At 70.7% G+C, this 12836-nt stretch carries 12 protein-coding genes; 9 read left to right on the top strand and 3 right to left on the bottom strand.

Annotation, left to right across the window (positions count from 1 at the left end):
• The first annotated feature begins 154 nt into the window (after positions 1 to 154).
• Complete coding sequence (locus Ae717Ps2_RS32515) at positions 155 to 1423, top strand: protein rep (protein WP_143510859.1); 1269 nt, start codon at positions 155 to 157, stop codon at positions 1421 to 1423.
• A 561-nt stretch (positions 1424 to 1984) separates the two neighbouring features.
• Here Ae717Ps2_RS32515 and Ae717Ps2_RS32510 read toward each other — a convergent pair.
• The gene (locus Ae717Ps2_RS32510) at positions 1985 to 2254 is read right to left on the bottom strand and encodes a hypothetical protein (RefSeq protein WP_075313538.1); all 270 of its coding nucleotides are present in this window, start codon (positions 2252 to 2254) and stop codon (positions 1985 to 1987) included.
• A gap of 130 nt (positions 2255 to 2384) precedes the next feature.
• Between Ae717Ps2_RS32510 and Ae717Ps2_RS37715 the strand changes: the two genes are divergently transcribed.
• From Ae717Ps2_RS37715 to Ae717Ps2_RS32495, 3 genes are all read left to right on the top strand, one after another.
• Positions 2385 to 2789 carry a hypothetical protein gene (locus Ae717Ps2_RS37715; RefSeq protein ID WP_158071614.1) on the top strand — a complete coding sequence of 135 codons (405 nt, stop codon included), beginning with the start codon at positions 2385 to 2387 and terminating at the stop codon, positions 2787 to 2789.
• A gap of 1 nt (position 2790) precedes the next feature.
• Positions 2791 to 3954 (top strand): FtsK/SpoIIIE domain-containing protein, encoded by a 1164-nt coding sequence (locus Ae717Ps2_RS32500; protein ID WP_075334790.1) that lies wholly within the window; start codon positions 2791 to 2793, stop codon positions 3952 to 3954.
• 437 nt (positions 3955 to 4391) lie between these two features.
• Positions 4392 to 5660, top strand: a complete 1269-nt coding sequence (locus tag Ae717Ps2_RS32495) for a protein rep (RefSeq protein WP_143510859.1) — start codon at positions 4392 to 4394, stop codon at positions 5658 to 5660.
• Between the two features lie 561 nt (positions 5661 to 6221).
• Here Ae717Ps2_RS32495 and Ae717Ps2_RS32490 read toward each other — a convergent pair.
• Entirely contained in the window at positions 6222 to 6491 is a 270-nt protein-coding gene (locus Ae717Ps2_RS32490) for a hypothetical protein (RefSeq protein ID WP_075313538.1), read from the bottom strand.
• Positions 6492 to 6621: 130 nt separating this feature from the next.
• Here Ae717Ps2_RS32490 and Ae717Ps2_RS37710 point away from each other — a divergent pair, with 130 nt between their 5' ends.
• From Ae717Ps2_RS37710 to Ae717Ps2_RS32475, 3 genes are all read left to right on the top strand, one after another.
• The gene (locus tag Ae717Ps2_RS37710; protein ID WP_158071614.1) at positions 6622 to 7026 is read left to right on the top strand and encodes a hypothetical protein; all 405 of its coding nucleotides are present in this window, start codon (positions 6622 to 6624) and stop codon (positions 7024 to 7026) included.
• 1 nt (position 7027) lies between these two features.
• A complete protein-coding gene (locus Ae717Ps2_RS32480; RefSeq protein WP_075334790.1) occupies positions 7028 to 8191 on the top strand; it encodes an FtsK/SpoIIIE domain-containing protein in 1164 nt (387 codons plus the stop codon).
• A gap of 437 nt (positions 8192 to 8628) precedes the next feature.
• A complete protein-coding gene (locus Ae717Ps2_RS32475) occupies positions 8629 to 9897 on the top strand; it encodes a protein rep (protein ID WP_143510859.1) in 1269 nt (422 codons plus the stop codon).
• Positions 9898 to 10458: 561 nt separating this feature from the next.
• On the opposite strand, the gene Ae717Ps2_RS32470 is transcribed toward Ae717Ps2_RS32475, so the two are convergent.
• Complete coding sequence (locus Ae717Ps2_RS32470) at positions 10459 to 10728, bottom strand: hypothetical protein (RefSeq protein WP_075313538.1); 270 nt, start codon at positions 10726 to 10728, stop codon at positions 10459 to 10461.
• Between the two features lie 130 nt (positions 10729 to 10858).
• On the opposite strand from Ae717Ps2_RS32470, the gene Ae717Ps2_RS37705 reads away from it, so the two are divergent.
• Positions 10859 to 11263, top strand: coding sequence for a hypothetical protein (locus Ae717Ps2_RS37705; protein ID WP_158071614.1), 405 nt, complete (start codon positions 10859 to 10861; stop codon positions 11261 to 11263).
• 1 nt (position 11264) lies between these two features.
• On the top strand, positions 11265 to 12428 hold the full coding sequence (locus tag Ae717Ps2_RS32460; RefSeq protein ID WP_075334790.1) for an FtsK/SpoIIIE domain-containing protein: 1164 nt from the start codon (positions 11265 to 11267) through the stop codon (positions 12426 to 12428).
• Positions 12429 to 12836: the final 408 nt, after the last annotated feature.

Genomic DNA, 12836 nt, shown 5'->3' with positions numbered 1-12836 from the left:
TGCTGCAGCCGGGGCCGGGCCGCGCGGCGCCGGAGGCGTGAGCGCGGTCCCGGCGGCCGAGCGGAGCGAGGCCCTTGGCACTATCACTGACAACTCTTCCACTGCTGGTCAGAGCCATGATCGGGAAGAGGGTCGGGAGGCTGTCCGGACCGAGGTGCGCTCTTGGCTGACGCTGCGGGAGACTCAGGGCAAGCTCGACCGCTCCGACGTCGTCCAGGTTCAGGACCGGCGCAGCGAGCGACGGGCTGAGCGTTGGGCGATCCGCCGGGGTATGCGCTCGCTGGTCAAGGGCCGCTCCGCTGGCTGTGGTCTGCCCGGCGGCCGGGAGGACGGCTCGGTGGTCTTGAAGGTCACCGACGCCACCGGCACCAGTGCCGAGGCCACGACCGGGGCGAATGGTCGGATCGCTGGGTTCTCTGGGCTCTGGACCTGCGGGATGGTGTGGATGTGTCCTGAGTGCTCGGTGCGGATCGGGGCGAAGCGCGCGGAGGAGGTCGCGACCGTCCTGGCCCACCACCTGGCCGAGGGTGGCGACCCGCTGCTGATCACTCTGACCATGCGTCACCACCGTCAGCACTCCCTGGCCGAGTGCCTCAAGGCGCTCACCGTGGCGTGGGGGAAGGTCACCCAGGGCCGGGCCGCTCAGGACGACTACCGGATGCTGGGGCTGCGCGGCTGGGTCCGGGCCCTGGAGATCACTCACTCTGTGGATAACGGATGGCACGTTCACCTGCACATCCTCATGGTTGTCGAGCAGGGCATGTCCGACGACGCGATCGAGGCATTGACCGGCGGATGGTTCGCTCGCTGGTCGGCCGGGTTGGTCAAGGCCGGGATGCCCGCACCCACCGAGGAGCGCGGCGTCGACGTGCAGCGCGCTGACGCTGCCGCGATGCCCGAGACCTCCGGGGCCTGGGCCCGCTACGTGTGCAAGGGTCTGGCCAGCGAGGCCGTCATGGGCTCCACGAAGGCCGCGCGCGGCACCTCCCGTTCGATCTACGAGCTGATGCGCGACGCCACCGTGGGCCGCCGGTTCGAGAACCCTGACACCGGTGACGTCGTGCAGCTCGCCGACATGCAGGCCCGTGCACTGCTGGCCGAGTACGAGACCGCGATCCGTGGCCGCAAGCAGCTCACCTGGTCGCTGGGGTCCCACGACCTGCGCACCGGAGTCGACATGGAGCCCGAGCAGTCCGACGAGGACATCGTCGCCGAGGACCTGGAGGGCGAGCCCGTCGCGGTGATCCCCCCGCATTCCTGGAAGATCGTTGAGCCCCGTGCGGCCGAGCTGCTCCACATCACCGAACGCGCCGGCGACGACGCCGCACGAGCCTGGCTCGACGACCTCGGCGTCGAGTGGTGGCTACCCACCGGCCTCACCGACACTCGCCGCCCCGGCGTCGCACCCGGCGCCGACGGCTGACCTTGCCGGGAGTCGTTTTCCTTAGGAAAACGCCTAACTTGCTCCGCCGAAGGCGGCACCGACACCCGCGTCGTCGATAGGACGACACCGGGCACGAGACCCGCGCCCGGCCGAAGATCATCAGTGGATGCATAGGTCCTGTGGTTCTGGAGGTCTTGTCGCGAACGGTGTCGGCGACCGCCGGTCGGTGAGCAGTGAGCGGCTTGTCAATGACTCATTGACAAGCCGCTCGGCCGACTCAGCCACGCGTACGGGCTGCTGCGGTGCCAGCTCCTCGACAGGGCTGGCCTTGGAGGGTGGGGCTGCGGTCACGTCGGCGCGCTTGCGCCTGCACGGCCGCTGCAGGGCCCGCAACGGCTCAGGGGTCACCGGCGGCCGTGCTGCCCAGGCTTGCGGGCCCTGCAGCGGCCGTGCTGCCCTCCGGGGCCGACGTGACCGCAGCCCCACCCGGAGCCTCACGACACCCGCCGACTCCGGTTACCGCATGCTTGTCTCGGTGGCTGCGGGAGCGGAGGTGCACCACGCAGTGGCCGCCGGAGGCGTGCAGTGGACCGGCCGGTGTCATTGGTCCTGGGCGTCGGGCTCTGCTTTTTGTGGGGGCGTGGCCCACCGCCGAGCGGTCATCCGAGGGATGCCGGTCAGGTACTCGACGGTGCGCCAGGACTGGGCGTCCTCGTAGAGGGCGTGCAGGACGAGTCCGCCGAGCATTGAATTTCGGCCGCGCCGGCGCCACGTCTCCTGGGCGGCGGTGATGAGGTCGGCGCGGAGGTCGCCGGTCTGCTGAGAGGGAGGGATGAGCTCGTCTAGGGCCTCCCGCTGGGCGCTGGTCATGACAGGGTCCTCTCGCTCTTGGTGTCTCATGCTGGGCATTGTCTCGCATCTCCGTGTCCTATGAGTGGGACGCAAGTCGTGCTAGTCTTGTGCCAATAGTGGGCAAGAATGGCGACGAGAGGCGGAGGATGTGCGTAGCTATCCGATCGATACCGACCGCGTGACCCTGATCAGCACCGGCACTGTGACGCCGGTGGCGAAGTGGGTCGAGTTGTCCGACGGCTCGCGCCGCCCGGACCCGCAGGGCCGCCAGGACACCGACGAGCACGGTCGCGGCCTGTGGCGGGTTGAGGCCCTGACCCCGGCCGACCAGGGCGACGAGCGGGACAAGAGCGCTGTCGTCGAGATCCTGATCGCCTCCCACGATCGCCCGGCGGTGGGCTCGCTCGGTCAGCCGCTGCACTTCGACGGCCTGGTGATGACTCCCGGCTATGTGCAGCGCAAGACCGGTCAGCTCACCCCGCCGCGCTGGTCGGCGGACGGTATTCGTGGGCAGGTCGGGCGTGGTCGTAAGCCTGAGGGCGAGGCGGCCTGACATGGGCCTCTGGGCGAGGAGGGATCGGGCGGTCGATGAGCGTGAGGCCGATGGCCTGTGGTGGTCGTGGCGGCAGGCGTGCGAGGGCGCCGGGCTGTGCTGCCGGGTCGACACCGTCTCCGGCGCGACGGTTGTCGTGCCGCAGCTGGTCGACATCGTCCTGGGCCCGCCGACCGTGCTGACGATCAAGCTCCTGCCTGGTCAGCTGGTTGCCGATCTGCGCCGGGTGGCGCTGCGGATCGCCCCGCATTTGGGCGCGGCCGCGCTGCGCATCTCCCCGCTGGGGCAGATCCATGCCCGGGTCGAGCTGCTCGGTGTCGACCCGCTCGAGGGCACCGTGAGCCTGGTCCTACCCGCCGCTCCGGGCCGGATCGCGCTCGGGGTGGACGAGAAGGCCCGGGACCTCGTGCAGTCCTGGGCCGACGATGTCGCGCACACGATCGTGCAGGGCGTCACCCGCTCTGGGAAGAGCGTCTGGACCTACAGCCTGCTGGCGCAGCTCGCCGCCGACCCGTTGGTCACGATCTGCGGGTCGGACCCGACCGGGCTGCTGTGGCGTCCGTTCGCCGGGACTCGACACGCTGCTCTGCAGGTCTCCGGTGTCGACGACCCCGGCGCCCACGAGGCCCTGCTCCAGGCGCTCGTCGCCGACATGGACGCGCGCATCGCCGCGATGCCCGCCGACCGCGACACCGTCGCGATCACCACCGACCAGCCGCTGCGAGTCGTCGTCCTTGAGGAGCTGGCCGCGCTCTACCGGGTCGCCGACTCCGCGTCGACGACCAAGGACCCGATCGGCAAGCGCATCCGCGCTCTGATCGGGCGTCTGCTCGCCGAGGGAGCGAAGGCCGGTTACCGGCTGGTGCTGATCGTGCAGCGCGCCGAGGCCGCGATCGTCGGGGCGTTCGAGCGCGCCATGTGCTCGCTGCGGATCTCCTTCCGCACCGACAACCGGGCGTCGGTCGAGCTGCTGCACCCCGGCGCCCCGGCCGAGCTGGCCGACCAACACACCGTCGCCCGCCCCGGCGTCGCGCTGCTGTCCGCTCCGGGTGAGGAGCTGGTCCGCTTCCGGGCTCCCTACCTGGGCGGATACCCCGAGTACGTCGCCGCGGTCAGGTCGGCGTGCCCGCCGGAGGAGACCGGCCCGACCGCGATCGCGGCCTGAGCTCGTGCAGATCGACCCGACCGTTCCCGGCGTGTCGCCCCTGATCGGCGACTCCGGAGGACCAGTGTCGGGCCCCGGAAAGCCGAGAGCCCCGGGTGTGTCCAGCACCCGAGGCTCTGCACCAGCGGCGGACCGAGTCAACATCCCCGAAGGAGAGGTCTTCCGCTGTGGCTGAGCGCCACGGTACGGGCACCGGAGACGGTGCACCACGCCGACACACGCACGACGCCCGATCGGCCGTCTCTGGCGCGCTGAGGGGGTCGCAGGACGTTGCCTGGTTCCGTGCTGCAGCCGGGGCCGGGCCGCGCGGCGCCGGAGGCGTGAGCGCGGTCCCGGCGGCCGAGCGGAGCGAGGCCCTTGGCACTATCACTGACAACTCTTCCACTGCTGGTCAGAGCCATGATCGGGAAGAGGGTCGGGAGGCTGTCCGGACCGAGGTGCGCTCTTGGCTGACGCTGCGGGAGACTCAGGGCAAGCTCGACCGCTCCGACGTCGTCCAGGTTCAGGACCGGCGCAGCGAGCGACGGGCTGAGCGTTGGGCGATCCGCCGGGGTATGCGCTCGCTGGTCAAGGGCCGCTCCGCTGGCTGTGGTCTGCCCGGCGGCCGGGAGGACGGCTCGGTGGTCTTGAAGGTCACCGACGCCACCGGCACCAGTGCCGAGGCCACGACCGGGGCGAATGGTCGGATCGCTGGGTTCTCTGGGCTCTGGACCTGCGGGATGGTGTGGATGTGTCCTGAGTGCTCGGTGCGGATCGGGGCGAAGCGCGCGGAGGAGGTCGCGACCGTCCTGGCCCACCACCTGGCCGAGGGTGGCGACCCGCTGCTGATCACTCTGACCATGCGTCACCACCGTCAGCACTCCCTGGCCGAGTGCCTCAAGGCGCTCACCGTGGCGTGGGGGAAGGTCACCCAGGGCCGGGCCGCTCAGGACGACTACCGGATGCTGGGGCTGCGCGGCTGGGTCCGGGCCCTGGAGATCACTCACTCTGTGGATAACGGATGGCACGTTCACCTGCACATCCTCATGGTTGTCGAGCAGGGCATGTCCGACGACGCGATCGAGGCATTGACCGGCGGATGGTTCGCTCGCTGGTCGGCCGGGTTGGTCAAGGCCGGGATGCCCGCACCCACCGAGGAGCGCGGCGTCGACGTGCAGCGCGCTGACGCTGCCGCGATGCCCGAGACCTCCGGGGCCTGGGCCCGCTACGTGTGCAAGGGTCTGGCCAGCGAGGCCGTCATGGGCTCCACGAAGGCCGCGCGCGGCACCTCCCGTTCGATCTACGAGCTGATGCGCGACGCCACCGTGGGCCGCCGGTTCGAGAACCCTGACACCGGTGACGTCGTGCAGCTCGCCGACATGCAGGCCCGTGCACTGCTGGCCGAGTACGAGACCGCGATCCGTGGCCGCAAGCAGCTCACCTGGTCGCTGGGGTCCCACGACCTGCGCACCGGAGTCGACATGGAGCCCGAGCAGTCCGACGAGGACATCGTCGCCGAGGACCTGGAGGGCGAGCCCGTCGCGGTGATCCCCCCGCATTCCTGGAAGATCGTTGAGCCCCGTGCGGCCGAGCTGCTCCACATCACCGAACGCGCCGGCGACGACGCCGCACGAGCCTGGCTCGACGACCTCGGCGTCGAGTGGTGGCTACCCACCGGCCTCACCGACACTCGCCGCCCCGGCGTCGCACCCGGCGCCGACGGCTGACCTTGCCGGGAGTCGTTTTCCTTAGGAAAACGCCTAACTTGCTCCGCCGAAGGCGGCACCGACACCCGCGTCGTCGATAGGACGACACCGGGCACGAGACCCGCGCCCGGCCGAAGATCATCAGTGGATGCATAGGTCCTGTGGTTCTGGAGGTCTTGTCGCGAACGGTGTCGGCGACCGCCGGTCGGTGAGCAGTGAGCGGCTTGTCAATGACTCATTGACAAGCCGCTCGGCCGACTCAGCCACGCGTACGGGCTGCTGCGGTGCCAGCTCCTCGACAGGGCTGGCCTTGGAGGGTGGGGCTGCGGTCACGTCGGCGCGCTTGCGCCTGCACGGCCGCTGCAGGGCCCGCAACGGCTCAGGGGTCACCGGCGGCCGTGCTGCCCAGGCTTGCGGGCCCTGCAGCGGCCGTGCTGCCCTCCGGGGCCGACGTGACCGCAGCCCCACCCGGAGCCTCACGACACCCGCCGACTCCGGTTACCGCATGCTTGTCTCGGTGGCTGCGGGAGCGGAGGTGCACCACGCAGTGGCCGCCGGAGGCGTGCAGTGGACCGGCCGGTGTCATTGGTCCTGGGCGTCGGGCTCTGCTTTTTGTGGGGGCGTGGCCCACCGCCGAGCGGTCATCCGAGGGATGCCGGTCAGGTACTCGACGGTGCGCCAGGACTGGGCGTCCTCGTAGAGGGCGTGCAGGACGAGTCCGCCGAGCATTGAATTTCGGCCGCGCCGGCGCCACGTCTCCTGGGCGGCGGTGATGAGGTCGGCGCGGAGGTCGCCGGTCTGCTGAGAGGGAGGGATGAGCTCGTCTAGGGCCTCCCGCTGGGCGCTGGTCATGACAGGGTCCTCTCGCTCTTGGTGTCTCATGCTGGGCATTGTCTCGCATCTCCGTGTCCTATGAGTGGGACGCAAGTCGTGCTAGTCTTGTGCCAATAGTGGGCAAGAATGGCGACGAGAGGCGGAGGATGTGCGTAGCTATCCGATCGATACCGACCGCGTGACCCTGATCAGCACCGGCACTGTGACGCCGGTGGCGAAGTGGGTCGAGTTGTCCGACGGCTCGCGCCGCCCGGACCCGCAGGGCCGCCAGGACACCGACGAGCACGGTCGCGGCCTGTGGCGGGTTGAGGCCCTGACCCCGGCCGACCAGGGCGACGAGCGGGACAAGAGCGCTGTCGTCGAGATCCTGATCGCCTCCCACGATCGCCCGGCGGTGGGCTCGCTCGGTCAGCCGCTGCACTTCGACGGCCTGGTGATGACTCCCGGCTATGTGCAGCGCAAGACCGGTCAGCTCACCCCGCCGCGCTGGTCGGCGGACGGTATTCGTGGGCAGGTCGGGCGTGGTCGTAAGCCTGAGGGCGAGGCGGCCTGACATGGGCCTCTGGGCGAGGAGGGATCGGGCGGTCGATGAGCGTGAGGCCGATGGCCTGTGGTGGTCGTGGCGGCAGGCGTGCGAGGGCGCCGGGCTGTGCTGCCGGGTCGACACCGTCTCCGGCGCGACGGTTGTCGTGCCGCAGCTGGTCGACATCGTCCTGGGCCCGCCGACCGTGCTGACGATCAAGCTCCTGCCTGGTCAGCTGGTTGCCGATCTGCGCCGGGTGGCGCTGCGGATCGCCCCGCATTTGGGCGCGGCCGCGCTGCGCATCTCCCCGCTGGGGCAGATCCATGCCCGGGTCGAGCTGCTCGGTGTCGACCCGCTCGAGGGCACCGTGAGCCTGGTCCTACCCGCCGCTCCGGGCCGGATCGCGCTCGGGGTGGACGAGAAGGCCCGGGACCTCGTGCAGTCCTGGGCCGACGATGTCGCGCACACGATCGTGCAGGGCGTCACCCGCTCTGGGAAGAGCGTCTGGACCTACAGCCTGCTGGCGCAGCTCGCCGCCGACCCGTTGGTCACGATCTGCGGGTCGGACCCGACCGGGCTGCTGTGGCGTCCGTTCGCCGGGACTCGACACGCTGCTCTGCAGGTCTCCGGTGTCGACGACCCCGGCGCCCACGAGGCCCTGCTCCAGGCGCTCGTCGCCGACATGGACGCGCGCATCGCCGCGATGCCCGCCGACCGCGACACCGTCGCGATCACCACCGACCAGCCGCTGCGAGTCGTCGTCCTTGAGGAGCTGGCCGCGCTCTACCGGGTCGCCGACTCCGCGTCGACGACCAAGGACCCGATCGGCAAGCGCATCCGCGCTCTGATCGGGCGTCTGCTCGCCGAGGGAGCGAAGGCCGGTTACCGGCTGGTGCTGATCGTGCAGCGCGCCGAGGCCGCGATCGTCGGGGCGTTCGAGCGCGCCATGTGCTCGCTGCGGATCTCCTTCCGCACCGACAACCGGGCGTCGGTCGAGCTGCTGCACCCCGGCGCCCCGGCCGAGCTGGCCGACCAACACACCGTCGCCCGCCCCGGCGTCGCGCTGCTGTCCGCTCCGGGTGAGGAGCTGGTCCGCTTCCGGGCTCCCTACCTGGGCGGATACCCCGAGTACGTCGCCGCGGTCAGGTCGGCGTGCCCGCCGGAGGAGACCGGCCCGACCGCGATCGCGGCCTGAGCTCGTGCAGATCGACCCGACCGTTCCCGGCGTGTCGCCCCTGATCGGCGACTCCGGAGGACCAGTGTCGGGCCCCGGAAAGCCGAGAGCCCCGGGTGTGTCCAGCACCCGAGGCTCTGCACCAGCGGCGGACCGAGTCAACATCCCCGAAGGAGAGGTCTTCCGCTGTGGCTGAGCGCCACGGTACGGGCACCGGAGACGGTGCACCACGCCGACACACGCACGACGCCCGATCGGCCGTCTCTGGCGCGCTGAGGGGGTCGCAGGACGTTGCCTGGTTCCGTGCTGCAGCCGGGGCCGGGCCGCGCGGCGCCGGAGGCGTGAGCGCGGTCCCGGCGGCCGAGCGGAGCGAGGCCCTTGGCACTATCACTGACAACTCTTCCACTGCTGGTCAGAGCCATGATCGGGAAGAGGGTCGGGAGGCTGTCCGGACCGAGGTGCGCTCTTGGCTGACGCTGCGGGAGACTCAGGGCAAGCTCGACCGCTCCGACGTCGTCCAGGTTCAGGACCGGCGCAGCGAGCGACGGGCTGAGCGTTGGGCGATCCGCCGGGGTATGCGCTCGCTGGTCAAGGGCCGCTCCGCTGGCTGTGGTCTGCCCGGCGGCCGGGAGGACGGCTCGGTGGTCTTGAAGGTCACCGACGCCACCGGCACCAGTGCCGAGGCCACGACCGGGGCGAATGGTCGGATCGCTGGGTTCTCTGGGCTCTGGACCTGCGGGATGGTGTGGATGTGTCCTGAGTGCTCGGTGCGGATCGGGGCGAAGCGCGCGGAGGAGGTCGCGACCGTCCTGGCCCACCACCTGGCCGAGGGTGGCGACCCGCTGCTGATCACTCTGACCATGCGTCACCACCGTCAGCACTCCCTGGCCGAGTGCCTCAAGGCGCTCACCGTGGCGTGGGGGAAGGTCACCCAGGGCCGGGCCGCTCAGGACGACTACCGGATGCTGGGGCTGCGCGGCTGGGTCCGGGCCCTGGAGATCACTCACTCTGTGGATAACGGATGGCACGTTCACCTGCACATCCTCATGGTTGTCGAGCAGGGCATGTCCGACGACGCGATCGAGGCATTGACCGGCGGATGGTTCGCTCGCTGGTCGGCCGGGTTGGTCAAGGCCGGGATGCCCGCACCCACCGAGGAGCGCGGCGTCGACGTGCAGCGCGCTGACGCTGCCGCGATGCCCGAGACCTCCGGGGCCTGGGCCCGCTACGTGTGCAAGGGTCTGGCCAGCGAGGCCGTCATGGGCTCCACGAAGGCCGCGCGCGGCACCTCCCGTTCGATCTACGAGCTGATGCGCGACGCCACCGTGGGCCGCCGGTTCGAGAACCCTGACACCGGTGACGTCGTGCAGCTCGCCGACATGCAGGCCCGTGCACTGCTGGCCGAGTACGAGACCGCGATCCGTGGCCGCAAGCAGCTCACCTGGTCGCTGGGGTCCCACGACCTGCGCACCGGAGTCGACATGGAGCCCGAGCAGTCCGACGAGGACATCGTCGCCGAGGACCTGGAGGGCGAGCCCGTCGCGGTGATCCCCCCGCATTCCTGGAAGATCGTTGAGCCCCGTGCGGCCGAGCTGCTCCACATCACCGAACGCGCCGGCGACGACGCCGCACGAGCCTGGCTCGACGACCTCGGCGTCGAGTGGTGGCTACCCACCGGCCTCACCGACACTCGCCGCCCCGGCGTCGCACCCGGCGCCGACGGCTGACCTTGCCGGGAGTCGTTTTCCTTAGGAAAACGCCTAACTTGCTCCGCCGAAGGCGGCACCGACACCCGCGTCGTCGATAGGACGACACCGGGCACGAGACCCGCGCCCGGCCGAAGATCATCAGTGGATGCATAGGTCCTGTGGTTCTGGAGGTCTTGTCGCGAACGGTGTCGGCGACCGCCGGTCGGTGAGCAGTGAGCGGCTTGTCAATGACTCATTGACAAGCCGCTCGGCCGACTCAGCCACGCGTACGGGCTGCTGCGGTGCCAGCTCCTCGACAGGGCTGGCCTTGGAGGGTGGGGCTGCGGTCACGTCGGCGCGCTTGCGCCTGCACGGCCGCTGCAGGGCCCGCAACGGCTCAGGGGTCACCGGCGGCCGTGCTGCCCAGGCTTGCGGGCCCTGCAGCGGCCGTGCTGCCCTCCGGGGCCGACGTGACCGCAGCCCCACCCGGAGCCTCACGACACCCGCCGACTCCGGTTACCGCATGCTTGTCTCGGTGGCTGCGGGAGCGGAGGTGCACCACGCAGTGGCCGCCGGAGGCGTGCAGTGGACCGGCCGGTGTCATTGGTCCTGGGCGTCGGGCTCTGCTTTTTGTGGGGGCGTGGCCCACCGCCGAGCGGTCATCCGAGGGATGCCGGTCAGGTACTCGACGGTGCGCCAGGACTGGGCGTCCTCGTAGAGGGCGTGCAGGACGAGTCCGCCGAGCATTGAATTTCGGCCGCGCCGGCGCCACGTCTCCTGGGCGGCGGTGATGAGGTCGGCGCGGAGGTCGCCGGTCTGCTGAGAGGGAGGGATGAGCTCGTCTAGGGCCTCCCGCTGGGCGCTGGTCATGACAGGGTCCTCTCGCTCTTGGTGTCTCATGCTGGGCATTGTCTCGCATCTCCGTGTCCTATGAGTGGGACGCAAGTCGTGCTAGTCTTGTGCCAATAGTGGGCAAGAATGGCGACGAGAGGCGGAGGATGTGCGTAGCTATCCGATCGATACCGACCGCGTGACCCTGATCAGCACCGGCACTGTGACGCCGGTGGCGAAGTGGGTCGAGTTGTCCGACGGCTCGCGCCGCCCGGACCCGCAGGGCCGCCAGGACACCGACGAGCACGGTCGCGGCCTGTGGCGGGTTGAGGCCCTGACCCCGGCCGACCAGGGCGACGAGCGGGACAAGAGCGCTGTCGTCGAGATCCTGATCGCCTCCCACGATCGCCCGGCGGTGGGCTCGCTCGGTCAGCCGCTGCACTTCGACGGCCTGGTGATGACTCCCGGCTATGTGCAGCGCAAGACCGGTCAGCTCACCCCGCCGCGCTGGTCGGCGGACGGTATTCGTGGGCAGGTCGGGCGTGGTCGTAAGCCTGAGGGCGAGGCGGCCTGACATGGGCCTCTGGGCGAGGAGGGATCGGGCGGTCGATGAGCGTGAGGCCGATGGCCTGTGGTGGTCGTGGCGGCAGGCGTGCGAGGGCGCCGGGCTGTGCTGCCGGGTCGACACCGTCTCCGGCGCGACGGTTGTCGTGCCGCAGCTGGTCGACATCGTCCTGGGCCCGCCGACCGTGCTGACGATCAAGCTCCTGCCTGGTCAGCTGGTTGCCGATCTGCGCCGGGTGGCGCTGCGGATCGCCCCGCATTTGGGCGCGGCCGCGCTGCGCATCTCCCCGCTGGGGCAGATCCATGCCCGGGTCGAGCTGCTCGGTGTCGACCCGCTCGAGGGCACCGTGAGCCTGGTCCTACCCGCCGCTCCGGGCCGGATCGCGCTCGGGGTGGACGAGAAGGCCCGGGACCTCGTGCAGTCCTGGGCCGACGATGTCGCGCACACGATCGTGCAGGGCGTCACCCGCTCTGGGAAGAGCGTCTGGACCTACAGCCTGCTGGCGCAGCTCGCCGCCGACCCGTTGGTCACGATCTGCGGGTCGGACCCGACCGGGCTGCTGTGGCGTCCGTTCGCCGGGACTCGACACGCTGCTCTGCAGGTCTCCGGTGTCGACGACCCCGGCGCCCACGAGGCCCTGCTCCAGGCGCTCGTCGCCGACATGGACGCGCGCATCGCCGCGATGCCCGCCGACCGCGACACCGTCGCGATCACCACCGACCAGCCGCTGCGAGTCGTCGTCCTTGAGGAGCTGGCCGCGCTCTACCGGGTCGCCGACTCCGCGTCGACGACCAAGGACCCGATCGGCAAGCGCATCCGCGCTCTGATCGGGCGTCTGCTCGCCGAGGGAGCGAAGGCCGGTTACCGGCTGGTGCTGATCGTGCAGCGCGCCGAGGCCGCGATCGTCGGGGCGTTCGAGCGCGCCATGTGCTCGCTGCGGATCTCCTTCCGCACCGACAACCGGGCGTCGGTCGAGCTGCTGCACCCCGGCGCCCCGGCCGAGCTGGCCGACCAACACACCGTCGCCCGCCCCGGCGTCGCGCTGCTGTCCGCTCCGGGTGAGGAGCTGGTCCGCTTCCGGGCTCCCTACCTGGGCGGATACCCCGAGTACGTCGCCGCGGTCAGGTCGGCGTGCCCGCCGGAGGAGACCGGCCCGACCGCGATCGCGGCCTGAGCTCGTGCAGATCGACCCGACCGTTCCCGGCGTGTCGCCCCTGATCGGCGACTCCGGAGGACCAGTGTCGGGCCCCGGAAAGCCGAGAGCCCCGGGTGTGTCCAGCACCCGAGGCTCTGCACCAGCGGCGGACCGAGTCAACATCCCCGAAGGAGAGGTCTTCCGCTGTGGCTGAGCGCCACGGTACGGGCACCGGAGACGGTGCACCACGCCGACACACGCACGACGCCCGATCGGCCGTCTCTGGCGCGCTGAGGGGGTCGCAGGACGTTGCCTGGTTCCGTGCTGCAGCCGGGGCCGGGCCGCGCGGCGCCGGAGGCGTGAGCGCGGTCCCGGCGGCCGAGCGGAGCGAGGCCCTTGGCACTATCACTGACAACTCTTCCACTGCTGGTCAGAGCCATGATCGGG

It is taken from the genome of Pseudonocardia sp. Ae717_Ps2, assembly GCF_001932475.1.
Taxonomy (GTDB): Bacteria; Actinomycetota; Actinomycetes; order Mycobacteriales; family Pseudonocardiaceae; genus Pseudonocardia.
This window is presented reverse-complemented; position numbering and strand designations above follow the sequence as displayed.

Excerpts from the sequence above, each read along its gene's own strand:
- Ae717Ps2_RS32510 (WP_075313538.1), bottom strand. The coding sequence starts at position 2,254 with ATGACCAGCGCCCAGCGGGAGGCCCTAGACGAGCTCATCCCTCCCTCT.
- Ae717Ps2_RS32500 (WP_075334790.1), top strand. The coding sequence starts at position 2,791 with ATGGGCCTCTGGGCGAGGAGGGATCGGGCGGTCGATGAGCGTGAGGCC.
- Ae717Ps2_RS32490 (WP_075313538.1), bottom strand. The coding sequence starts at position 6,491 with ATGACCAGCGCCCAGCGGGAGGCCCTAGACGAGCTCATCCCTCCCTCT.
- Ae717Ps2_RS32480 (WP_075334790.1), top strand. The coding sequence starts at position 7,028 with ATGGGCCTCTGGGCGAGGAGGGATCGGGCGGTCGATGAGCGTGAGGCC.
- Ae717Ps2_RS32470 (WP_075313538.1), bottom strand. The coding sequence starts at position 10,728 with ATGACCAGCGCCCAGCGGGAGGCCCTAGACGAGCTCATCCCTCCCTCT.
- Ae717Ps2_RS32460 (WP_075334790.1), top strand. The coding sequence starts at position 11,265 with ATGGGCCTCTGGGCGAGGAGGGATCGGGCGGTCGATGAGCGTGAGGCC.